Source organism: Staphylococcus sp. SA22, assembly GCF_054165785.1.
The window spans coordinates 228,637-251,675 of record NZ_JBSZQY010000002.1; the positions used below are offsets into that span (position 1 = coordinate 228,637).

At 32.4% G+C, this 23,039-nt stretch carries 23 protein-coding genes; 8 read left to right on the forward strand and 15 right to left on the reverse strand.

Going from position 1 to position 23,039, the window contains the following annotated elements; translation table 11 throughout:
- Positions 1–17: 17 nt before the first annotated feature.
- The 7 genes from nagA to norA form a co-directional block, all read right to left on the reverse strand.
- Complete coding sequence (gene nagA / locus ACXQH5_RS03265; RefSeq protein WP_001292256.1) at positions 18–1,199, reverse strand: N-acetylglucosamine-6-phosphate deacetylase; 1,182 nt, start codon at positions 1,197–1,199, stop codon at positions 18–20.
- A 307-nt stretch (positions 1,200–1,506) separates the two neighbouring features.
- On the reverse strand, positions 1,507–3,477 hold the full coding sequence (locus ACXQH5_RS03270; protein ID WP_001266557.1) for a PTS fructose transporter subunit IIABC: 1,971 nt from the start codon (positions 3,475–3,477) through the stop codon (positions 1,507–1,509).
- A 5-nt stretch (positions 3,478–3,482) separates the two neighbouring features.
- Positions 3,483–4,403: a 1-phosphofructokinase gene (pfkB, locus tag ACXQH5_RS03275; RefSeq protein WP_000640740.1), complete on the reverse strand. Its 921-nt coding sequence runs from the start codon at positions 4,401–4,403 to the stop codon at positions 3,483–3,485.
- On the reverse strand, positions 4,400–5,164 hold the full coding sequence (locus ACXQH5_RS03280) for a DeoR/GlpR family DNA-binding transcription regulator (protein WP_000972699.1): 765 nt from the start codon (positions 5,162–5,164) through the stop codon (positions 4,400–4,402). The genes pfkB and ACXQH5_RS03280 overlap by 4 nt, the downstream gene beginning before the upstream one ends.
- 248 nt (positions 5,165–5,412) lie before the next feature.
- Positions 5,413–5,895 (reverse strand): Cys-tRNA(Pro) deacylase, encoded by a 483-nt coding sequence (gene ybaK, locus ACXQH5_RS03285; protein ID WP_001107241.1) that lies wholly within the window; start codon positions 5,893–5,895, stop codon positions 5,413–5,415.
- A gap of 173 nt (positions 5,896–6,068) precedes the next feature.
- Positions 6,069–6,521 carry a hypothetical protein gene (locus tag ACXQH5_RS03290; RefSeq protein WP_000216726.1) on the reverse strand — a complete coding sequence of 151 codons (453 nt, stop codon included), beginning with the start codon at positions 6,519–6,521 and terminating at the stop codon, positions 6,069–6,071.
- 292 nt (positions 6,522–6,813) lie between these two features.
- Positions 6,814–7,980 carry a multidrug efflux MFS transporter NorA gene (norA, locus tag ACXQH5_RS03295; protein WP_001041332.1) on the reverse strand — a complete coding sequence of 389 codons (1,167 nt, stop codon included), beginning with the start codon at positions 7,978–7,980 and terminating at the stop codon, positions 6,814–6,816.
- A gap of 209 nt (positions 7,981–8,189) precedes the next feature.
- Here norA and ACXQH5_RS03300 point away from each other — a divergent pair, with 209 nt between their 5' ends.
- From ACXQH5_RS03300 to ACXQH5_RS03310, 3 genes are all read left to right on the forward strand, one after another.
- Complete coding sequence (locus ACXQH5_RS03300) at positions 8,190–8,612, forward strand: PPC domain-containing DNA-binding protein (protein ID WP_000776011.1); 423 nt, start codon at positions 8,190–8,192, stop codon at positions 8,610–8,612.
- Between the two features lie 186 nt (positions 8,613–8,798).
- The gene (locus ACXQH5_RS03305; RefSeq protein WP_001088755.1) at positions 8,799–9,416 is read left to right on the forward strand and encodes a DUF1361 domain-containing protein; all 618 of its coding nucleotides are present in this window, start codon (positions 8,799–8,801) and stop codon (positions 9,414–9,416) included.
- A 20-nt stretch (positions 9,417–9,436) separates the two neighbouring features.
- On the forward strand, positions 9,437–9,697 hold the full coding sequence (locus ACXQH5_RS03310; RefSeq protein WP_162852426.1) for a hypothetical protein: 261 nt from the start codon (positions 9,437–9,439) through the stop codon (positions 9,695–9,697).
- Positions 9,698–9,768: 71 nt separating this feature from the next.
- On the opposite strand, the gene ACXQH5_RS03315 is transcribed toward ACXQH5_RS03310, so the two are convergent.
- From ACXQH5_RS03315 to ACXQH5_RS03335, 5 genes are all read right to left on the reverse strand, one after another.
- A complete protein-coding gene (locus tag ACXQH5_RS03315; protein ID WP_000952025.1) occupies positions 9,769–11,142 on the reverse strand; it encodes a cryptochrome/photolyase family protein in 1,374 nt (457 codons plus the stop codon).
- A gap of 85 nt (positions 11,143–11,227) precedes the next feature.
- Positions 11,228–12,781 carry an SLC13 family permease gene (locus ACXQH5_RS03320; protein WP_001288103.1) on the reverse strand — a complete coding sequence of 518 codons (1,554 nt, stop codon included), beginning with the start codon at positions 12,779–12,781 and terminating at the stop codon, positions 11,228–11,230.
- Between the two features lie 282 nt (positions 12,782–13,063).
- A complete protein-coding gene (locus ACXQH5_RS03325) occupies positions 13,064–13,351 on the reverse strand; it encodes a hypothetical protein (RefSeq protein WP_000180420.1) in 288 nt (95 codons plus the stop codon).
- A 34-nt stretch (positions 13,352–13,385) separates the two neighbouring features.
- A complete protein-coding gene (locus ACXQH5_RS03330) occupies positions 13,386–14,294 on the reverse strand; it encodes an aldo/keto reductase (RefSeq protein ID WP_000435117.1) in 909 nt (302 codons plus the stop codon).
- Between the two features lie 102 nt (positions 14,295–14,396).
- On the reverse strand, positions 14,397–15,323 hold the full coding sequence (locus tag ACXQH5_RS03335; protein ID WP_000794420.1) for a CobW family GTP-binding protein: 927 nt from the start codon (positions 15,321–15,323) through the stop codon (positions 14,397–14,399).
- A 226-nt stretch (positions 15,324–15,549) separates the two neighbouring features.
- Here ACXQH5_RS03335 and mgrA point away from each other — a divergent pair, with 226 nt between their 5' ends.
- A complete protein-coding gene (mgrA, locus tag ACXQH5_RS03340) occupies positions 15,550–15,993 on the forward strand; it encodes an HTH-type transcriptional regulator MgrA (protein WP_001283444.1) in 444 nt (147 codons plus the stop codon).
- Positions 15,994–16,119: 126 nt separating this feature from the next.
- On the opposite strand, the gene ACXQH5_RS03345 is transcribed toward mgrA, so the two are convergent.
- Positions 16,120–17,793, reverse strand: coding sequence for an amino acid ABC transporter ATP-binding/permease protein (locus tag ACXQH5_RS03345; RefSeq protein WP_000857614.1), 1,674 nt, complete (start codon positions 17,791–17,793; stop codon positions 16,120–16,122).
- Positions 17,790–19,421, reverse strand: a complete 1,632-nt coding sequence (locus tag ACXQH5_RS03350) for an ABC transporter ATP-binding protein/permease (RefSeq protein ID WP_000737156.1) — start codon at positions 19,419–19,421, stop codon at positions 17,790–17,792. The genes ACXQH5_RS03345 and ACXQH5_RS03350 overlap by 4 nt, the downstream gene beginning before the upstream one ends.
- Positions 19,422–19,639: 218 nt before the next feature.
- Between ACXQH5_RS03350 and ACXQH5_RS03355 the strand changes: the two genes are divergently transcribed.
- The 4 genes from ACXQH5_RS03355 (at position 19,640) to ACXQH5_RS03370 (ending at position 22,398) form a co-directional block, all read left to right on the forward strand.
- Complete coding sequence (locus ACXQH5_RS03355) at positions 19,640–20,515, forward strand: undecaprenyl-diphosphate phosphatase (RefSeq protein ID WP_000469897.1); 876 nt, start codon at positions 19,640–19,642, stop codon at positions 20,513–20,515.
- Positions 20,516–20,685: 170 nt separating this feature from the next.
- Positions 20,686–21,369, forward strand: coding sequence for a hypothetical protein (locus ACXQH5_RS03360; protein WP_000358501.1), 684 nt, complete (start codon positions 20,686–20,688; stop codon positions 21,367–21,369).
- 2 nt (positions 21,370–21,371) lie between these two features.
- Entirely contained in the window at positions 21,372–21,830 is a 459-nt protein-coding gene (locus tag ACXQH5_RS03365; protein WP_000148822.1) for a YaiI/YqxD family protein, read from the forward strand.
- A 1-nt stretch (position 21,831) separates the two neighbouring features.
- Positions 21,832–22,398, forward strand: coding sequence for an LOG family protein (locus ACXQH5_RS03370; RefSeq protein ID WP_000820892.1), 567 nt, complete (start codon positions 21,832–21,834; stop codon positions 22,396–22,398).
- 95 nt (positions 22,399–22,493) lie between these two features.
- Here ACXQH5_RS03370 and ACXQH5_RS03375 read toward each other — a convergent pair whose 3' ends face one another.
- Positions 22,494–23,036, reverse strand: a complete 543-nt coding sequence (locus ACXQH5_RS03375) for a GNAT family N-acetyltransferase (protein ID WP_000638613.1) — start codon at positions 23,034–23,036, stop codon at positions 22,494–22,496.
- Positions 23,037–23,039 lie beyond the last annotated feature (3 nt).

Genomic DNA, 23,039 nt, shown 5'->3' on the forward strand with positions numbered 1-23,039 from the left:
TTAATTATGATTATTTATTAGCTAAATGTGTGAACCTTACCTTGTTTTATTGTAGATTTTACATTCATGTCATCATCTAGAATAACAAGATCTGCATCCTTATTTACTTTAATACTACCTTTTCTATCATCGATACCTAATGCAATGGCTTGATTTAAACTTGTTACACGCCATAAATGATCTAATGTATCACCTGTAAATGATATTAAGTTACGTAACCCATGATTCATTTTTAAAATACTACCAGCAAGCGCACCATTTGCAAGACGTGCTTGTTGCGATTGAACAGTTACTTTTTGACCACCCAAATCATATTCTCCTTCAGGCATACCTTTTGCACGCATTGCATCGGTAATTAAATAAAAACGTTTATTACCTTTCATACGGTAAGCAATTGCAACCGATGCCGGATGAGAATGTGTGCCATCAACAATCATTTCGGTATGTAAAGCATCATTCAACCATGCTGCTCCAAAAACACCTGGTTCTCTATGTTGGAATGGCGTCGCTGCATTATATAAATGCGTGACATGTTTAGCTCCTCGCTCAACAGCTTCAACTGCTTCTTCGTATGTTGCCACTGTATGACCAATTGAAAAAATAATGTCATCTTTATACGTTTCAAGCGCTTCTTTTGCACCTTCAACTTCAGGTGCAAACGTCATAATCTTTATTAATCCGTTAGCAGTCTCTTGAAAATGTTTAATTTTATCGATAAATGGACGTACAACGTATTGCGGATGTTGAGCACCAACTTTATTTTCAGATATAAATGGCCCTTCCAAATGTATACCTACAATTTCCGCTGCATTGTGAACATCTTGCTCCACTTCATATTTAGCAATATTTATAAGTGCTTTATCTATTTTATCAGTCGATTGCGTCATTGTAGTGGCCAAGTATGATGTCGTCCCTTCAGACAACAAATTTTCGGATAGATATTTTAAGCCATCGTATGACCCATCCATTGCATCCTGTCCATAACCACCATGAATATGTATATCGATAAAACCTGGCACTACATGATGACCTTTTGCATCAATCACTTGAATTTTATTTGTCGTATCATTATCAATCGCTGCTTTATCATTTACTTCTCCAATTGCAACAATCTGCCCATCTTTCACATGAATGTAACCATTATCGATTTTGCCATCTTCAGTATAAACTTTGCCGTTATATATAATTAATTCTGACACGTATAAACCCTTCTTTATTTATAAATTTTCACTTTAAGACACTCATATTTTACTATATCTGCTTCGTTTGGCATAACTTTTTGCAAAATATTAAAAAAGTCTTTACATTTGTGGTGTCTATTTCTTCATTCATTTATCTAAAAATAAAAACACCTTCATATCAATTCATAAAAACTGAATTAATAGAAAGTGTTTTTACAGCTTTGTATAAGCTACCGTTAACACGATATATAAAACTAACATATATTCATTGAACTTACAACTTAATATGAAGCTCTTTGCTAACAATCACTTTAAATCATTAAAACTATTCGTCCATTGATTTTGAAGCTTCGATTTCTGTTTCAGTTAACTTTGGTTTAATAAGTCCATAAATTAATGCTGAAACTAAGGTACCAACTAGAAGTGCAATAAGAGTTTGAAGTAAGTGTGCACCATCAGTACCAACAATTACAATAATACCACCGTGTGGCGCAGTAATTCGAGAACCTAAGCCTAAAGCAATTGCGCCACCTATACCTGAACCAATCATCATTGAAGGAATAACACGTAATGGATCGGCAGCTGCAAATGGAATCGCACCTTCTGTAATAAACGACATACCCATCACATAGTTAGGGATAATTGAACCACGTTGTTCTTTTGTAAATTTACGTCTGAAAATTAACATCGCTGTCGCAATTGCTAACGGTGGAATCATACCACCAATCATTGCAGCTGTAATTGGTGCTGCATTACCTTCAATCAACGCACCTGTTGCAAAAACATATGCCGCTTTGTTGAATGGACCGCCCATATCAATCGCCATCATAGCGCCAATAACTAAACCTAATAATACAATATTAGAACCTGATAAATTGTTTAATCCATCTAATAACAAATGATTTAACCAAGATGCTGGTGGATTAAAGACATAAATCATCAATAAGCCTGTAGCTGTCACTGTTAATAGTGGATAAATTAATGTCGGCTTTAATCCCTCTAATGCTTGTGGTAACTTACGTGTCATCGCTTTAACACCTTGTGTTAAGTAACCTGCTAAGAAACCTGCAATAATACCACCAATAAATCCTGAACCACCTGAAATTGCTAACATACCACCTACAAGACCTGAAGCGAATCCAGGTTTATCCGCAATACTACGTGCAATAAATCCAGATAAAATTGGAATGATTAACGCGAATGCACTTTTACTACCAATGTTCCAAAGCTGCTCTGCAAACGCATTGTACTCTGAGCTTTTTGGATTAAATGAATTTGCTCCAAATAAAAATACAATTGCCATTAAAATACCACCAGATATTACAAGTGGTAACATGTTAGAAACACCGTTCATTAAGTGTTTATAGAAAGCTTTACCTGGGCTTAATTTTTCTTGACTGTCATTTGAGTTACCTTTTCTTTGACCATCACGGGCAACAAAAGGTTTACGACTTGTATCTAATGCTTTATTAATTAATTCTTCTGGGCGTTTAATACCATCTGCTACTGGTACTTCTACGACATTTTTACCATCGAAGCGATCCGTCTCAACATGAACATCAGCAGCAACAATGATACCTGTTGCATTTTTAATATCTTGTTCCGTTAAATGGTTTTTAATACCACTTGAACCGTTCGTTTCAACTTTAATTTTAATGCCCATTTTATCCGCTTGCTTTTTCAATGCATCACGCGCCATATATGTGTGTGCAATACCTGTTGGACAAGCAGTTACAGCTAATACATATGGCTCGTTTGATCCATTAGTGTCTTGATTTGCTTCTACAGCAGCAACTTGTTGTGCTTCAGCTTCAGCTTCTGCCTCTTCTTCTTTTGTCGCTTCATCATCAGCATGATCGATAATTGCTAACACTTCTTCTGGAGACGATGCATGTAATAATTTTTCACGTACATTTTCATCCATTAAAATACCAGATAGTTTAGCTAAAGCATCTAAATGTGTTTGGGCACCACCTTCTGGCGCTGCAATCATAAAGAATAAATGAGCTGGTTGCATATCTAAACTTTGGTAATCGACACCTTCTTTAGATTTACCGAATGCGATAGCTGGAGACTTAACTGCGGCTACTTTCGCATGTGGAATAGCAATACCTTCGCCGATACCAGTCGTACTTTGTGATTCTCGATTGTGAATCGCTTCTTTAAATGACGCGACATCACTTAATTTACCTGCTTTGTCTAATTGATTTACTAACTCATCAATAACACCATTTTTGTCATTTGCCATTAAATCCATTGCTATTGTATCTTTTGTTAATAACTCTGTTACTCTCATTATTTTCACTCCCCATCAAGTACGCTAATCGTAACTTGTGATTTTATTTTTTCTATAGCGTCCCGTGTTGCTAAGTCCTCATCAAATGCCGTGGCAGTACCGCATGCGACTGCTTGTTGGAATGCTTTTTCAATCGTTAAACCTGAAGCAATTCCAGCCACCATGCCTGCAACTGTACTATCACCAGAGCCAACTGTATTAACCACTTTCCCTTGTGGATTAACTGCTTTAATACTGATTTCTTTATCAATATAAATAGCACCATCACCGCCAAGTGAGACAATAACAGATTGCGCACCTTTATCAACTAACAAACGACCATATTTAATAACATCTGCGTCTGAGTTCACTGTTGTATTAAACATCACTTCTAATTCATCTTTATTAGGTTTAATAAATAGTGGATGATATGGTAAAACGCTTTCAGCCAATTCTTTTTCAGCGTCGACTACTAATTTAGCACCTGTCTGTGCTGTAATTTGTGCAATTTGCGCATATGCATCACTTGGAATACTACTTGGTACACTTCCAGCAACAATAACTATATCTTCGCTTGTTGTATTTTTAATTTGTTGTAACAGTTGTTCAAATTGTGTTGACGTTATATGAGGACCCGGTGCATTGATTTCTGTTTCTTGTCCTGTTTTTAATTTCACATTAATACGTGTATCTTCATCAACTTCAATAAAATTCGATTGAATTGCACTATTATTTAATGTATCTATAATGAATTTCCCAGGAAATCCACCTGCAAATCCCAAAGCAGTTGACTCAACATCCAATGTCTTTAAAACACGTGAGACATTAATACCTTTTCCCCCAGCGAATTTATATGTTGCTGTTGCTCTGTTCAAACCATCAATTTTAAAATCATTCGTAAAAATGACATAGTCAATTGAAGGATTGAAAGTCACTGTATAAATCATAAAGTCCCTCCTATAAAGTGATACTTTTGTTGGTATTCTTTTAACGATTCTTGATTTAATGCTTTTTCAGATGTGATGATTGTCGTACTTTCTAGCAAAGGTACACGAGCAAAATATACTTTATTAAACTTAGAATGATCTATAAGTACAAATGATTGATTGGCTAATGACATTGCTGTTTGTTTAACTAATGCCTCTTGCTCATCGGGAGTAGTTAATCCAAGTTCAATATCTAATCCATTCATCCCGATAAAAGCTTTATCGAAACAATATCGTCTTAATATCTCCATGGCACTTGAACCAATCGTAGCAAGTGTATTTTCTTTAACTTGACCACCTAGCATAATTGTTTTAATACCTTTTTTAAGTAAAGCTTCTACATGTGTTAAACCATTGGTTACCACAATGATATCTTTCGCTTGAATATATTTAATTAGCTCCAATGTAGATGAACCAGCATCGATAAACAAGCATTCATTATCGTTGATTTGATTAGCTGCTATTTTAGCAATCATTTTCTTTTCATCGAGATTAGTTGCTAATTTTTCAGTTAAATTCGCCTCAACCATACGATTTTCTTTTAACATTGCACCACCATGCACACGTTGTAATTTCCCTAATTGTTGTAGTTTAGATAAATCTCTTCGTATTGTTGAAGCACTGCATCCAGTTCGATCTATTAATTCTTGTAAAGTCAAAAAATCTTTGTGCGAAAGTTCTTCTAATATTAACTCGTGTCTTTTTTCTGTAATTATCATCATCACCCCATCTCACTTTGTATTATAATGAGTACGCTTTCACTTTTCAATCATAAATTACCAAAAACAATCACAAACAATCAAATTGTGACGATAAAATTACATTTTTATGTTCAAATACTCAATTATCATGATTGTTTATGATCGTAAAATGCTAATTCAATCAAAAAGAGTGTGGCAGAAATGAATTTTATAAAAATTTCATCTCTGTCACACTCCTAATCTTGCCCCATACTTTTTGTTGTTATTAATCATTCATGGATAACTGCTCCAATTTTGCCTTTAGTTATTGTAATCAAATCCTCAACAGCTATCGTGATTTGCATTGTTCGAAGCCCACCACTCACACTGATATGACTATAATTTTCACAGGATTTGTCAACGACTGTTGGAAACAATGTTTTCATACCAACAGGTGAACACCCACCACGAATGTATCCCGTTACATTTTTTAAATTATCTAAAGGCATAAGTTGCAATTTCTTCTCTCCAACTAAAGCAGCTGCCTTTTTCATATCTAAAGTTTCACTTACTGGGATAACAAATACAAAATGTTCATGTTTTGTATTTTCTAGAACAAGTGTTTTAAATACTGTTTTAACATTTGCTTGTATGAGTTCTGCGACTTCTTGGCCAGATAAATGTTCTTCTGGTACCTCAAAGCTATGAACTTCGTATTTAATTTTTGCACGATCAAGCATACGCATCGCGTTAGTTTTCTTATTTTTAGCCATTTCAACACCTCATTTATACTTCTTCAGAACTATATTAACATTTTAAAATACATTACAGATTGGTTGATTTTGACATAACATTTACATCATTTTATAAGTTGATTTCAGCTTTTTAAATTAAAATATTGCAAAATAAAAACAGTATATCCAATTAGAATACACTGTTCCATCTATTATTTCGTTATTATGCCTTTATTTGAAATACTTACATGTTGCTTACTAGTTGAATTATCATTGGAATAAACATAATTATATCCATGATTTGTCTTAGAAATTCTTTCTAAAGCATAATTATCGTTGATATGCTTATCTGCATAACGATCAGCAATAACTTGGCACTCTTGTTCGTTAAAAGAATTTGATTTATTTGCATTCACACGATGCTTAAAATGATTTTGCTTTTTCACATTTTCATTCACTTCAGATGCTTTAGCAGTATGAATATTGAGAATATCCATTTTCTTTTTATAAGTATCTTCAGTTGATACATTTATCGCGTTAAGCGTATTAATCGTTTTATGTACCTTAGCAAGCGCATCTTCATTTGTTGCTAATATTAATAAACCAATTAAACAAACGGTTAATATTACAGCAACAAAGCCTAAAAATAAATTTTTTACTGTCATCCCCTTACCCACATTTCCTTACTCATTTTTTATCATCTTAACACATTAACGTTAATGAATTAGGTATGTGGATTGCAATTTAAAAAGAATGTAATATTTGTAACATGTTTATTACTCAAAATCATTTTTTGTTACATATAACATTTAAATATAAAGAGTAAAACATTTAGTCAATCGAATCTTTTTAAATGTAAAGCATCGAATTTTCTTAATAAAATTCATAAGAAAAACGATGCTAATCATTCATAATATTACGCTTTACTTTATATCAATATACACCAAAATACTTATGCTACATATTTTGTTCTTTCAATTTTGCTCTATGTTGCTTTTCAATTAAAACAATAACAACACCTGCTAATGAAACACCTATAGCCATATAAATTGGTGCTTCAATGTGTACATCAAATAACGCACCTGCGATTAAAGGACCTATGAAATTACCCATACTAGTGAATGTCGAGTTCAATCCGCCTGCAAAGCCTTGCCTTTCTCCAGCAATATTAGAAAAATAATTTGTAATGGCTGGTCGTATCATATCGAAACCTATGAAGACAACAAAACTGATTAACATTATTGACCAATAGCCATTAGCAAAAACTAATAATATTAAGACAACAACTGAATATAATAATGACCAAGCTATAAATGTTAACTCTGAGAAATACTTCATAAATTTATCGAAGAAATAGATTTGGAAAAGTGCCCCAAATATACCGCCACCTGTAATAGCAATCGAAATATCTTTAGGTGAATAATTTACCTTGTCAGCTGTGTATAGTGAATACAATGTTTCAAATGCAGATAAACCGAACGCTAAGACGAGCGTTAAAATTGCTGGCGTAATAAAGACTTTCCAATTAATTTTTGTTAATAATTGGGGCTCCAACTTTTGGAATCCATTTGTCGAAACTTTTTTAGGGTCATGAATCAATACAATTGACATTATAAATGCTAGAACACCTAATGCTCCTGCAAAGTAAAATGGCATACGATGTGAAACTTCTGCCATAAATCCACCAATCCCTGGTCCTAAAATGAATCCAGAATTGATAATCGCTGACATGTAGCCAAAGTTTTTTGCTTTTTGATGGCTTGGTGAAACATCTGCAATCAAACCTGTCACACCAGGCATTACCATACCAGCACTCATACCACCAATCACTCTCGATAACATCAATACCGAAAAATTGTGGCCAACTGCAAACATAAATTCTGACACTGAAAACAAAATTAATCCTATACATATAATTAATTTCTTTCCTAATTTATCAGCTAACGTACCACCGAATGGCGATATAATCATTTGAGATAAGGCGAAAGCAGCAACTAATAATCCTAAATCACTACCAGTTAACCCCAAATCTTTTAAATAAACAGGTAAGACTGGTATCACTAGACCGATACCTAAAAAAATTAAGAAAATATTAAAATATAAAACCAAAATCTGTTTATTCATTTGCTCACCTCTTTTTTCTACTTGTCACTCTTAAAGCTGTTATTTTTCTTTTCCACGACAGATTGCAATTCATGCTAAATATTCGTAAAAAGTTTCTATATTGTATTACAATATTGCTACATTTGACAATATTTTTTTCTTTGTAATTATCACTATTTTCCATTTAATTGTATAATTAATGACATATTAAAATAAAGGGGATTGATCATATGAAATTGCAAAAAAGTAATCATACTATACTACTAGTGTTAGAAAAAGGAGAAGATATCGTTGAATGTATAACAAACTTTGCAGATGACCAAGACTTAACATTTACATCTGTCAGCGGCATTGGTGCATGTGATGATGTCGTTTTAAAATTTTTCAATTTAACAACGAAACAATATGAAGAAAAACATATTACTGAGCCACTGGAATTGACGAGCTTATTAGGCAATATTTCTCGTCTAGATAATGGACATTTTGCACATTTACATGCAACATTTGGTACGCAATCATATCAAACATATAGCGGACATTTATCAAAAGCTATTGTTTCTGCTACAGCTGAAATTGTGCTTACTGTAACTGATTTGGACATTCAACGTTCATTCAACGATGCAGTTGGTTTAAATTTACTTGATCCACAATAACACATTACTTTTTAGTTGAAACACATCAACTCAAACGTTATCATAAGTGTTTAATTATAAATGCATTCGCACTTTGGTTTAGACATTTCTATAGTAAATAAACCTTTAAATAAAGTTTTGAATGTAATTATAATTACCACATTAATATGAATAACTTTTTTCATTAGAAAGTAGTGTATATCATTTATGAATTCACGATACATCGCTAGAATTTACTTTTTAGTATTATTTATTGCGTCACTATTTGAGAATAAAATATATCAATTTATGACATTAAATTTATTTTTAGCATATATACCTTTTGAGCTAAGCCTACTTTTGCGTTTATTTAAACCCAATAAAAAATATGAATGGCCGCTCTTCGTCATATATAGCTTTATATTTGTATTACTTTTACCTAACACATTTTATATGGTAACTGATTTAATTCATCTAAACCAATTTCAATTTAACTTTTATGCAGGGCTTAACTTATTTGAATGGAAGTACTTTACTTATTTACTGTTAGGTGTCTTTTTAGCAATTTATGTAATGATTTTAATCTATTTTGAAATTTTAACGCTTACTTCTCATCCATGGCTTAATAGAATAATTGTTGTAATTCTTATGTTTTTAAATGGCTTCGGCATTTATATCGGGCGTTTCTTACGCTTACATTCCGTATACTTCTTTAATGAACCTATACGCGTCTTAAATCACATTCTAAAAAGTTTAACAATCGACACAGCAATATTTGTATGCTTTATGGTTATGATGCAAGCAGCTATTTTATTATTCGGAAAAGGAGTTAGATTGAAAAAGTGACTTTAGATATAACCGTTTTTATGATATCAATCATCGTTCTTCAAATGATTATTGGACACCTATGGCATGATATTGGTTTAAGTTACATAAGAAGTATTCTGCTGATGTTATTTCCGCTAGGTATAGGCGTTTTTGTTCAACAAATGATTTATTTCGAACGACAATATCCTAAATGGGATGTTCCTCAACATATAAAAATAAGACTAAAGTATATTTATATCATTACATTTTTGGAATATGTCTTGCTATATTTCACTATGTTTACTGACATATTCAGATAGAACAATTTAAACAAGCTAACTATGGCAAAACATGTCTTAGTTAGCTTGTTTTATTTTAGTTGGAACATCAATTAGTCTAATGCTTTAAATGTCGCTAAAACTTGAGATCTCTTTTCTTGATGATCTACCATTTGTCTTGGATAATGACGACCTAACTCAATCCCTTGTTTAAATAATTCAGATTCATTTCGATGTGTATCATGCAAATATTTAGCATCAATTTGATTAAAAATCGGAATATATGTTTTGATATACAAAGCTTTAACATCAAAGCGTTCACTCTGTCTTATTGGATTAAACATTCTAAAATACGGCACTGCATCCGTACCTGTAGAAGCAGACCATTGCCATCCATGAATATTTGATGCTGCATCATAATCTATAAGATACTTTCTGAAGAAATCCTCTCCCCAAGTCCAATCTATAAATAAATCTTTAGTTAAAAATTGCGACACAACCATTCTCATTCGATTATGCATAAAACCAGTTTGTGTCAATTCCATTATTGCTGCATCAATGATTGGAAATCCTGTTTGCCCTTCGCACCATGCATTAAAATCCGCTTCATTTTGCGACCATTTTATCTGTCGATATTTAGGTTTGAAAGCTTGGTATGAGGTTTCTGGATACTGTGTCATTAACACATAATAAAATTCTCTAAAAATGAGTTCACGTATAAATGCTTCATAGTTTGCCTCATCTTCTTCATATCGTGATAACAAATCATTGAAAATTTCAATAATATCTAATAAGCCATATGCTAAAGCAACACTTAGCTGACTTGTTAACACTTCAGGTAAATAGTCTCTTCCGCTTTCGTAATTCTGTATATCTTGATCTAAAAAATGTTGCCATTTATTCTGTTCAATTATTTGTGAGGATCCAAATGCTATGTCATCAAACACTAAATCATCAGGTGATGCAATGACGAAGTCTTCGAATGATTTTAAATCATAGTGATATACGTCTCTATGCCTCAAGTAAGGTCGCCATTTTTTATAAAAACTAGTAAAAACTTTGTATGGCTCCCCTTGTTGATTCATTGTTTTACTCGCTTTAAAGTAATGATTCCCACGTATCAAAGTAACGGCAATACGTGCATCATTGAATAAAGAGCGTTGATGTAAAATATCATATTCTTCAAGGTGATAACTCATAATATCACCTGCAATCACTACTTCAGAGATATTGTTTTCTTTACAAAATGAAATGATATCGTCATAAGACATGACATAAGGTGTGAGCTTTTCTGCGTGCAACGATTGGTAAAAGCGCTGCAAAGTACCGCGATAAAACTGTGCTTTCAAATCAGAAGCTGAAGACATGTCCTCTTCCGGAATGATAAAATAACATGCATCAATGTCTTCTTTTTGTTGATAAATATATTCAAATAATGGATTGTGTTCTATTCGAAACATTCGATTTAATAACACAGCAATTGCCATAAACAAAACACCCTTCAATTATCTTTTTATTTTATTAAGCTTTTTGTCACTTTAAAATAACCTAGATTCTTATTTATATTTTAAATTAAAGCAAACCTAACCATTTCCAATAAGTCATACTAAAAACTATCACTAGAATATACCCTACAATTGTCAATGGTATACCTGCCTTCAAGAAATCTTTAACTGTAAAAGTACCAGTGCCATAAGCCAACATATTTTGAGGTGCACTAACAGGTAATAAGAAACCAAAACTAATAACAAATTGTTGAATTAAAACAAATCCTATAGACTGGTCTCCTAAGTGTAACGTAGAGGTTAGCGAAATAAAAACAGGTATTAACGCTGATGATAAACTTGTTGCACTCGCAAAGCCCAAATGAATCAATATATTAAAAAGCGTGATAAGTGCAATTGTCGCGATAATAGGTAAATGTTTTAAACCTAAAACACCAAAAGTTTGATCACTTAACCATTGAGCTGCACCTGTTTTCAAAAGAACGTTACCTAGTGAAATACCTACACCAAACACGATAATTGTTCCCCATGGTATTTTATTTTCAACATGTTTCCATGTCATGACACCAAGTTTCGGCATTAACATAACACCTAAAGCAATAATAGTAATAGATGCAGAGTCAATCGGATGTAATACTTTTTCAGTTGACCAAAACAGTAATAATAACATCGATATAACAATTAATCGCCATTCACGCGCGCTAACGGGGCCAAGTTTATGCAATTCTTCTTTTATTAAATCTTTGCCACCCTCTATAGTATTAATTTCTGGAGGCATCACTTTAATCATGATGAAATATAAAGCTATAGACATAACTATGGACCAAGGCGCTGCATATAAGAACCACTCGCCCCATGAAACATCAAATCCTAATTGATGGTTTATAAAATTAATCGCTACGATATTTTGTGCTGCCGCCGTTTTGATACCAATATTCCAAATTGACACAGCTTGTACTGAAGTAATTATTAATAAAGACGCTAACTTGCTATCTTTAGAAACTTTAAATGCTGCAATCATACCCAGCAAGATTGGTACAACTGCCCCTGCTCTAGCTGTTGCAGAAGGAACGAAAAATGCAAGTACAATTGAAACAATAATTGCTCCAATAACTATATTTCTAGTTTTATTACCAACAATTGATAGCACTATAAGAGCTAGTCTTTTATGCAAATTCGTTTCTTGCATAGCAGCAGCCAAAAATAATGCGGCTGCAACGAGAGCTACAGCTGATGTTGCAAATCCACTAAACGCTAATGATAATGCATGATTTGTTCCTAGAAGATCACTTCCAGTTAAAACAGCACTACCACTTTTCGGGTTACCCAGCTTTTCTCCTAAATTTTGAACCGGGCTAAATCCTAAAAGTAATATCATTAAGCCAATAATTAAAGTTGCTGACACCGGATATGATACAGCTTCCGTTACCCACATAATAACTGCAAAAGCTAAAATAGCTAGTACTGCCTTAGCCATTATTGGCAGACTTGAAGGTGCTGGGAGTAATAGTACAACTATAAGTATTATAAAACTCATAACAATCCAAAATGGCTTGTATTGCTTTTTTGTCTTTTCATTCTTTTGTCGTTCATGTTTAACTACCTTTTTTTCTTCTGACATAACAGTCACCCCTTTGTTTAATCTTAATTTAATTATAACAATTTTTTAAAACATACATTTTTAATTAATGCAAAATACACAATTTTATCGAAATATTTTGTAAATAATATTGCTAGGTGATGAGTTATCTCGGTTAATTACAAAAAGATATCTAAGTTTAAATATTAGAACATAAAAAAACTATCTACTGAATATCCTCATAGCATCATTTTTCTAAGCAAAAGTTAAACTTAGTTAGATAAAATGCAAATGAGATTATTGTAGATAGTCTCTTTTTAATATTTAAAAATGATTAATGCCATAAACATAAATAATTCCAAAGAATGCCGCGCCACTAAGCACTGTTAATATAAGACTTAGTAACAATGTGCGTTTATAATGTTTAATAAATGCTATGAACAAAATGACTACATTATACGCAAAGAAAAGTCCGAATAATGTCATTGTTATTTTCAAATCAGAATAGAAAATATTTAATAGTAATACAATGACTGCATAAATTACATACGGAATAACTATAAATTTGCGTTCAAATCTTAATTGTTCGAAACGTTTATCTTCGTTTGTCATGATATGCTCCTTTATGATTTAAAAGTAAATAAGTTTACGGAATATCTTGTCCGATAATAGCGGTGTAAATGTCAAACCACGACTGATCATCTAAATTTAGTTGCAGCCCTTCGATTGCTTGATCAATACGCTTTAACTGACTTGTTCCAAGTATCGGCATGATACGATGCGGTATTTTTACTAACCATGCTATCATCACAGCTGTGTCACTCACACCATATTTGTCAGCTATTGATTGAATAACTTTCATAATACGTTGCGCTTTAATATCTTCCTTGTCGAAAATTTTACCGCCTGCAAAAGGACTCCAAGCCATGATTTGAACATGGTTTTGATACATTGAATCCATTGTTCCATCTTGTAAACTATCAACGTGATATGGCGATAATTCTAATTGATTGATGCTAATATGTAGTCTTTCTTTCATAATATATTGATTTAACAATTGGTATTGAGAATGATTAAAATTCGACACCCCGAATGACTTCAACTTACCTTGTTTAACAAGTTTAGTTAATGCATCAGCAACTTGTTCTGGATCCATCAATGGTGAAGGACGATGAATGAGTAGACTATCTAAATAATCTACATTCAAATTGATTAATGACTGTTCAACAGATTTCACGATGTGCTTACTACTCAAATCATAACGATGTCCATTTGTAAAATCAAATTGCTTAGAAGGCAAAATGATACCACATTTCGTAACAATTTGAATTTTATTTCTTAATTCGGGTGATAAATCCAAAGCATTACCAAACAGTGTTTCACATTGATAATCCCCATAAATATCAGCATGATCCATCGTTGTAATCCCACGTTCAACTAATTCGTTTATAAAATAATTTAACTCTTTCGCAGTCATCTTCCATTCATTTGCACGCCAAAAACCTTGTACAAGCCTAGAAAAATGAACATAGTGATTAATCATTATTTGTTCCATATCTCATCCACTCCATCCCTCAATGTCACAAAATATTCACAATAAAAGTATTAAGAAATTAATGTGCTATTTCCGTTAAATTGAAACAACACATTTTCTGATTTACGTAAATTGTAGCATATCCAATTGATTACGTATGTGATTTGTATCTAAAGTTTCACCAATAATAACAATCGTTAATGGTAATTGCATGCCAATTATTCCATAGTCTGGTAAACCATATGCATATTGAAATTCATAAATTGCATTTGGTTGATCTCTAAATGATACATAACCTTTCAAACGTAGAACAGATTCCGGTAATTTCATTATGAATTGATAAAACAATTGACGATCAATCGGACCTGTAAATGTGTAAGTCATACTTTTAATCCCATGATGATGGTGATGATGAGACGATATCTCTCTGTCTTTACCAAGTAAGTCCAATTCTTCCAACGAAACTTGTCCATAGGTTGTTTTATAAGTTGGAATACTTGCACAAATCATACTTAATTGCTTATCAATTTTCTTAAGACTGTCATCAGTTACAAGATCAATTTTATTAATAATAATCATGTCACTTAGTTTCAACTGATTTTCCATCAGCGAAACTGTATTTTCGGTATATTGATGACGTTCCAAAAATCGAGTCGCATCTAATACACCATAAATAATTGGCTTTTCAAAGAAATTAACGATTTGCGGATCTTGACATGCAACTAGTAATTCTAAAGGATGCGCAATGCCTGTCGCTTCTATGATGACATGATTAACGTCCCCTTTTAAAGCAATGGCTTTTAGTTCATAGACAAGTTCTTGTTTAAGATCGCAACAAACACAACCATTAATCAATGAATGGACTTCAATTTCATTCGAAATACTATTGCTATCAATATCAAAAGTACCGAATTCATTCATGATGATTTTAATTTTCTCATCATTTTTTAATAATTCACTAATATAATGTGTCAGTAACGTGGTTTTACCACTACCCAAAAATCCGTTAATTATGGATATTCTTATTTTTTCATCTTTATTATTTTTCATTTTATATTCTCTTTTCTATTACAGTTATTTTTAAAAATGATAACATATATATTAAATTATCTTTTTGCTTGATTTAATTAAAAATATCTTCTAAACTTTAAACATACTTTAATTTTAGCATGGCATTGAATCAAAGAAAGTTGTGAATTAATAAACAATCAACTTTTTAATGATTACCAATCCGAAAAGAGAAAAAAACGGATAGTATGTCTGGAGGAGAACTTTAATGTCTGATCAACATAATTTAAAAGAACAGCTATGCTTTAGTTTGTACAATGCTCAAAGACAAGTTAATCGCTACTACTCTAACAAAGTTTTTAAGAAGTACAATCTAACATACCCACAATTTCTTGTCTTAACTATTTTATGGGATGAATCTCCTGTAAACGTCAAGAAAGTCGTAACTGAATTAGCACTCGATACTGGTACAGTATCACCATTATTAAAACGAATGGAACAAGTAGACTTAATTAAGCGTGAACGTTCCGAAGTCGATCAACGTGAAGTATTTATTCACTTGACTGACAAAAGTGAAACTATTAGACCAGAATTAAGTAATGCATCTGACAAAGTCGCTTCAGCTTCTTCTTTATCTCAAGATGAAGTTAAAGAACTTAATCGCTTATTAGGTAAAGTCATTCATGCATTTGATGAAACAAAGGAAAAATAATTAACTTTTGTCATGACAATTAAAGTAATGTTTAGAATTTATTAAGAATAGAAAAACAATTAGCACGCGTAAGCTTGTTAGTTAAAAAACTGCTTGAAAGGTTTCTTAGCCTATCAAGCAGTTTTTTTATGCATTATATTGAACCATATTCCATAAAGCACCTTGATTAGCGAGTAATTGTTGATAGTTTCCCTTTTCAACTATTTTACCATTTATCATCACAATGATGGTCTCAAAACGTGACAATAAAGTTAAATCGTGTGTAGCAACAATTAATGTTTCTGCATGTGCTTCAATTAAATCCATAACTTTTAAACTATTTTGTTTATCTAATGCCGTTGTTGGTTCATCTAAAATCCATGTTGATGCAGTATCTTTTAATAACATCCTCGCAATCGCTAAACGCTGAATTTCTCCGCCAGATAATGTATGACCATCTAAGTCAATTTGACGTTCTAGTGCCAAATGTTCTAAATCTAATTGCTTAAATATTGCTTGCACCGCTTCATCTTTTTCATCGGTAAATAAATTTTGACGTATTGTACCATCAAATAATTGTTGAGATTGTAGCAAGACATTCAGCGATTCAAACTTATCTTTGTCATCTATTTTAAACATATCCATATTTTCGAAACGAATAGAGCCACTATCTAATTGATATAACCCTGCCATAATTTGTAGTAATGTACTTTTTCCTGAACCAGAAGGACCCACAATCGCAATCTTTTCGCCTCTATTAACATTAAAATTAATATCCGATAACACATACGTTTGCTGGTTCCAATACTTAAAACTAGCGTCCTTAACTTCATAAATGTTCGTTGCATCATACTTATCATTAAGGCGGTTTTTTCCATTAGTAGAAGGTACAGATATCACTTCATTAATATCGTGCAATGCTTGGTCAGTATCCGCTTTATAATACGCGACATTTGTCATTGGTACAGCTTGTTCAAATAAAGTTAAGATCATTAAAACTATACTCGTCATATAAATAATATTGAGTTGGCCTTCATTAATTTGAATTAATCCCAGAACTAAACTACCAAAAATCGAAAGCATAGCAATAATATTTAATATAAAATCATAAATCGTTAAAAAGCGTTGCTCTTTAAGTTGTAATTTATCAAAATGATTTAATTTATCCATCAAATTATCTCGATAATGATTAATTTGATTAAATCGACGTAGTTCATCCATACCAGCTTTATAATCATAAAAATGATTTAAAAATCGAGCCTGTTCATTAGCTGCATGTTTCTTTAAAGTACGTGCTTTTTTTGAGCTTAACCAAGGAACGATGAGTAAAGTAAACAACATGCTAACCATAATCAATAGCGCATGGCCGATTGAAATGAACGCCAATACTATTACTGTAACTAACGCTGTCAAACCGATGACGACTGGTGGATAATAAACACGTAAATAAATATTTTGTAACGCCTCAACACGACTAATCATACGTGAAATTAAATCACTAGAACTCAGTTTACGGTAAACATTAGGAATGACATTTACTAATTTACCGAAAAACTGTACCCGAATATCACGTAGCATTGTAAATGTAGCTTTATGAGAAATAAGGCGCTCTACGTATCGAGTAATAGCTCTTAAAAACCCAAACAATTTTACTGTAACGACTAAAATCATCAGAGCGTATAGTGGCGCACCAAGTGCACTTTGTGTCACCATATAACCACTTAAGAAAAACATGGCGAGCGCAACTAAACTTCCACAAACACCAACAACTATAGCTAACAATAAATCCTTATCTACTTGAAATTTTAGTCGTGTTTTCATAAGTCATCACCATTTTCTGTTATATTTACTGAAATATTGCGATCATCAGCAATCAGTCTTCCATTTTCTATATACAAACGTCGTTGTAAATGGCGAATTGTATTATCTCTATGTGCAATGACAATCATCGTTGTGTCTTTAAAATGTTGAAACAGAACGTTCTGAATCATGTGTTCTGTTTGAATATCTAAACCAGTTGCAGGCTCATCAAATATAACGAGATCTGGCTTCATAACTAAAAGACGGCAAAGTTCTATGCGTCTCATCTGTCCACCAGATAACATTTCGCCTCCTTCACCTATTATTGTATTAATGCCTTTTGTGAAAGATTGAACTTTGTCTAATAAACCTACTTCGTCTAGCACTTCTTCAACAATATTATTTTCTATATCTTTAAACATCGTAATATTCTCTTTTATAGAAGCACTGAAAATATATGGCTGTTGACTAAGTATTCCTATATTTAAATCACGCTGGTTTGTACTTATAGTACCTATTGTTGGATGATAAACACCTGCAATAAGATGTGTCAAAGTGGATTTACCTGCCCCGCTTGGACCTACAAGTGCAATTTGATCACCTTTAAATATTTCCAAATTTAAATCACTTAATACCAATCTATCAGAATCATCATATCGAAATGATATGTCTGTTAACTGAATAAATGGCTTTTGATTTTCCTCATACTTTAATAGAAATTCATTATTATTGTTCGGTTGTTCTAAAAACTCAAACACAACGTCACTGGCACCTTCACTTTGTTTTCCAGTATGGAACGCTTGTCCTAAGTCCTTAATTGCATTATAAAATTCAGGCGCTAAAATAATCGCAATTGCCGCAGTTTTAAAATCAATATTATGAAATACTACTAAGCTTAGCGTTGCTTCCAATGCAACCAATCCAATACCTAACATACTTATAAATTCGAGCATTAATCCCGATAAAAAAGCACTGCGTAAAATGCGCATTGTTAAAGTTCTAAACTGAGTACTATCGTCGTAAATATGCTTCTCTGTTTGCTCTGTACGATTAAATAGCTTTAACGTCACTAAACCTTTAGCAATATTTAAAAACCGTTGACTAAATTGATTCAAATAAGTCATTTGATCTTTTGACTCATCTCGCGTTTTCAAACCGAAAATAATATAAAACAAAGGAATAAATGGTGCAGTTATTAACATAATTAATGCAGTATTGAAATGGATGAAAAACATTGCAATGATTATGATGAGCGGAACCATCATTGATTTGAACACTTGAGGCAAATAACTCTTATAAAAAGGTGCTAGACCGTCAATGTTTTCTGTGAGTATAGTCATTTGTTCACCGATTGGATGACCATTATTTTTATAAATAACCCGCTGTCTAAGCATATGCTTAACTTTAAATGCTAATGTATCACCTAACCATTGATTTAGAAATTGCACAGTTGCTCTTAAAAGTAAAACACCTAATAAAATAAATAATACAATCCATAAACCTTGAAATTGATGTCTTATAATTTTAGCTAAAAAATCTGCTATTAAAATATTTTGCGTTATAACGAGTATGCCGAGACCAGTACTGACCAAGAACATGAGTACCGGAAAAATTTTATATTGAAACAGTATTGTTGTTAATTTTTTCACAATTATATCACCTAAACCTATTATAAAAGGTTTTCCTTAAAATCAAATTAAATAGCTCAATAAAATATTGTAGTTTTACATGTAAAAGAAAATGAATATATACATCTTTAGTCTAGTATTATAACTATAACTAGCATGTCTTTAAATGAATATGCTATCATGATATGGTAATTTTGATATTTAAATAAATTAAAATGAGTAATGAAAGTGGGTACATTATGTTTATCATTGAATTAATAAAAGGTATTATCTTAGGGGTCGTCGAAGGATTAACAGAATTTGCACCTGTTTCCTCTACTGGACATATGATTCTAGTTGATGATATGTGGTTAAAATCATCTGAATTTTTAGGTTCTCAATCAGCATTTACATTTAAAATTGTCATCCAATTAGGATCCGTCTTTGCAGCAGCATGGGTGTTCCGCGAACGCTTCTTAGAGATTTTACATATTGGTAAACACAAACATGTTGAAGGACAAAACGATCAACAAAGACGTTCAAAGCCAAGACGTTTAAATTTATTACATGTATTAGTGGGTATGGTTCCAGCAGGTATTTTAGGCTTACTATTTGATGATTTCATCGAAGAACATTTATTTAGTGTGCCAACTGTTATGATTGGCTTATTCGTAGGTGCTATCTATATGATTATCGCTGATAAGTATTCAGTTAAAGTTAAAAACCCACAAACAGTGGATCAAATCAATTATTTCCAAGCGTTTGTAATTGGTATCTCTCAAGCAGTAGCTATGTGGCCTGGTTTCAGCCGTTCAGGCTCAACAATTTCAACTGGTGTATTAATGAAATTAAATCATAAAGCAGCATCGGACTTCACATTTATTATGGCTGTTCCAATTATGTTAGCAGCTAGTGGTTTATCTTTATTAAAACATTATCAAGATATTCAGATTGCTGATATACCTTTTTATATTTTAGGCTTTTTAGCTGCATTTACTGTTGGACTAATTGCAATCAAAACATTCTTGCATCTAATTAACAAAATCAAATTAATTCCATTTGCCATTTACAGAATTGTCTTAGTAATCTTTATTGCTATACTTTACTTCGGATTTGGCATTGGTAAAGGTATTTAATTTCCTTTTAAAATATATACTGTCAATTAAGGAACCGCTTGATTGGCAGTTTTTATTGTCTTCTTTTAAAAACATCTTAAATACTTATAAGTGATTCACTACTCTCATCGTTTATATTGATGTATCATAGGGTATGTAAAATTAATAAAGTAATTATGGAGGCAAGATCTATGGATAAGAAAAAAGTCATCAAATTTATGATTAATGTATTACCAATTGTATTGGTACCGTTAATTGTTGAACGTAAACGTATCAAACAACATCCGGACGTACAAAAAGTTACAGATGCTACAAGTAAAGTTGCTTCAAAAACATCTGCAGCAATCAGTAACACAGCGAGTGATGTTAAAGAATATGTCGGCGATAAAAAGCAAGATTTTGAAAATAAGCGTGAACTTAAAAAGTTTGCTAGAGAACACGATCCTGCCTATATTGAGAAAAAAGGCGAAAAATTAGCTAAACAAAATCGTAAAGACGCTGATAAAATGAATAAAATACTTCAAAAAAATATCGAAAAGCGTCATAAAGAAGAGCAAAAAGCCCGCGAAAAGAATGAAATACAACGTATTAAAGATATGAAAAAGTCACAAAAATACGAAGTAAAAGCAGGCTTAACACCTAATAAATTAGATGAGAAAACTGAGAAAAAAGGCGATAAACTAGCTGAAAAAAATCGCAAAGAAATCGCTAAAATGAATAAAAAGTTACAAAAAAATATTGAAAAACGACACAAAGAAGAACAAAAACGCCAACAAGAAGCTGATAAAGCACGCATCAAGTCATTTAAAAAATATAAAGATTATGTTGCCAAAAGCGCCTCTCAACAAAATAAAGAAAACAATACAGAGGCATAATTGTGACACATATTATTATTGATGGAGATGCTTGTCCTGTTGTTGATTCTATTATAGATTTAACAACTGAGACAGGCATTTTTGTGACAATTATTCGGAGCTTCAGCCATTTTTCGAACCAATTATATCCCCCACATGTATCAACATTATATGTTGATGATGGACCAGATGCAGTTGATTACAAAATTGTTCAATTATCAACGAAAGATGATATCGTAATCACTCAAGATTATGGACTCGCAAGTTTATTAGTCGACAAAGTCTTAATTGTCATGCATCATAATGGGAAGATATACAATTCCAAAAATATTCAACAACTATTAGATAAACGATATATGAATGCACAAATTAGAAAACAAGGTGGTCGCCACAAAGGTCCCCCACCTTTTACAAAGCAAGATCAAAAAGTGTTTGAACAATCACTATTAAAAGTCATTCATCGAATTAAGGAGCTGGATTAATATGAAGCGAATCGCAGTTTATTGTGGTGCAAGCAAAGGTCATGACCCTTCATATGTACAAAAAGCATACGATTTAGGTAAATATTTTGCTGAACAAGGTTATGAATTAGTATTTGGTGCAGGGTCAATTGGTATTATGGGTGCCATTCAAGATGGTGTATTAGATCATGGCGGCAAAGCTATTGGCGTCATGCCTAAAATGTTAGATGAACATGAAATCACAAGCCAACGTTTAACTGAATTAATTTTAGTTGATTCTATGCATGAACGTAAAAATAAAATGGCAGAACTTGCAGATGCATTTGTCATGGCTCCTGGTGGCGCAGGTTCACTAGAAGAATTTTTCGAAATGTATAGTTGGGCTCAAATAGGTATCCATGAAAAGCCTATTGCCATTTATAATATTAATGGCTTTTTCAATCCACTACAAACAATGATTGACCATATGATTGAGGAAGGTTTTATTGATCCAAAGTATCGTGCACTTGCACCGTTATGCGACACTAAGGAATCATTAATAGAATCAATATTAAATTTCAAACCTCTAGGTACTCGTTCATACGATTAATCATTCTAAGGTTAAAAAATAAACAAACACCCCTAATATTGTTATCATCAGCTAAACAATGTTAGGGGTGTTTGTTACGCTTATGTATAAATTTTTCACTTTCGAAGATTAATGTAATAGCGCACTTGCCTTTTTAATAAATGATACTTACTTAGATTGGGTAATTCGAAATGATCATACACTGTCATGCCAATTTTTTCCATTACACGTTGTGAAGCTTTATTTGCTTCTGCTGTAAAACTATAGACATCGTATATTTGATGTTCTTCTGCTAACTTCAACGTTGCCTTTGCGCCTTCAGTTGCTAATCCTTTTCCCCAAAATTCTGGCAACAAGCGCCAACCTATTTCATAAAGCGGTAATTCTTTAAATGGATAATCGCTTGTTTCTGGAATATAATTCAAACCTATAAAGCCTATCCATTGATGGGACTCTTTATCTTCTACAGCAAATAATCCAATGCCATAATCTTTAATAACCGCATCCATAGTTCTCATATCTAATTCTGAACGACGATAACTCAATAAACTTGGAAAATATTTACGTACGTCATAATTCGCATTCATTTTTTGAAAAGGTAACAGATCATCTTCATGCCAGTCTCTTAATATTAAACGCTCTGTTTCACAATAAATCATCGA

What these genes read in the sequence shown, in the direction of transcription:
- mgrA (WP_001283444.1), top strand. Translation starts at nt 15,550, where the DNA reads ATGTCTGATCAACATAATTTAAAAGAACAGCTATGCTTTAGTTTGTAC.
- ybaK (WP_001107241.1), bottom strand. Translation starts at nt 5,895, where the DNA reads ATGGCTAAAAATAAGAAAACTAACGCGATGCGTATGCTTGATCGTGCA.
- norA (WP_001041332.1), bottom strand. Translation starts at nt 7,980, where the DNA reads ATGAATAAACAGATTTTGGTTTTATATTTTAATATTTTCTTAATTTTT.
- ACXQH5_RS03305 (WP_001088755.1), top strand. Translation starts at nt 8,799, where the DNA reads ATGAATTCACGATACATCGCTAGAATTTACTTTTTAGTATTATTTATT.
- pfkB (WP_000640740.1), bottom strand. Translation starts at nt 4,403, where the DNA reads ATGATTTATACAGTGACTTTCAATCCTTCAATTGACTATGTCATTTTT.
- ACXQH5_RS03335 (WP_000794420.1), bottom strand. Translation starts at nt 15,323, where the DNA reads ATGAAAAATAATAAAGATGAAAAAATAAGAATATCCATAATTAACGGA.
- ACXQH5_RS03330 (WP_000435117.1), bottom strand. Translation starts at nt 14,294, where the DNA reads ATGGAACAAATAATGATTAATCACTATGTTCATTTTTCTAGGCTTGTA.
- ACXQH5_RS03320 (WP_001288103.1), bottom strand. Translation starts at nt 12,781, where the DNA reads ATGTCAGAAGAAAAAAAGGTAGTTAAACATGAACGACAAAAGAATGAA.
- ACXQH5_RS03360 (WP_000358501.1), top strand. Translation starts at nt 20,686, where the DNA reads ATGGATAAGAAAAAAGTCATCAAATTTATGATTAATGTATTACCAATT.
- ACXQH5_RS03345 (WP_000857614.1), bottom strand. Translation starts at nt 17,793, where the DNA reads ATGAAAACACGACTAAAATTTCAAGTAGATAAGGATTTATTGTTAGCT.
- ACXQH5_RS03290 (WP_000216726.1), bottom strand. Translation starts at nt 6,521, where the DNA reads ATGACAGTAAAAAATTTATTTTTAGGCTTTGTTGCTGTAATATTAACC.
- ACXQH5_RS03310 (WP_162852426.1), top strand. Translation starts at nt 9,437, where the DNA reads ATGATATCAATCATCGTTCTTCAAATGATTATTGGACACCTATGGCAT.
- ACXQH5_RS03300 (WP_000776011.1), top strand. Translation starts at nt 8,190, where the DNA reads ATGAAATTGCAAAAAAGTAATCATACTATACTACTAGTGTTAGAAAAA.
- ACXQH5_RS03355 (WP_000469897.1), top strand. Translation starts at nt 19,640, where the DNA reads ATGTTTATCATTGAATTAATAAAAGGTATTATCTTAGGGGTCGTCGAA.
- ACXQH5_RS03315 (WP_000952025.1), bottom strand. Translation starts at nt 11,142, where the DNA reads ATGGCAATTGCTGTGTTATTAAATCGAATGTTTCGAATAGAACACAAT.
- ACXQH5_RS03325 (WP_000180420.1), bottom strand. Translation starts at nt 13,351, where the DNA reads ATGACAAACGAAGATAAACGTTTCGAACAATTAAGATTTGAACGCAAA.
- ACXQH5_RS03370 (WP_000820892.1), top strand. Translation starts at nt 21,832, where the DNA reads ATGAAGCGAATCGCAGTTTATTGTGGTGCAAGCAAAGGTCATGACCCT.
- ACXQH5_RS03280 (WP_000972699.1), bottom strand. Translation starts at nt 5,164, where the DNA reads ATGATGATAATTACAGAAAAAAGACACGAGTTAATATTAGAAGAACTT.
- ACXQH5_RS03375 (WP_000638613.1), bottom strand. Translation starts at nt 23,036, where the DNA reads ATGATTTATTGTGAAACAGAGCGTTTAATATTAAGAGACTGGCATGAA.
- ACXQH5_RS03270 (WP_001266557.1), bottom strand. Translation starts at nt 3,477, where the DNA reads ATGAGAGTAACAGAGTTATTAACAAAAGATACAATAGCAATGGATTTA.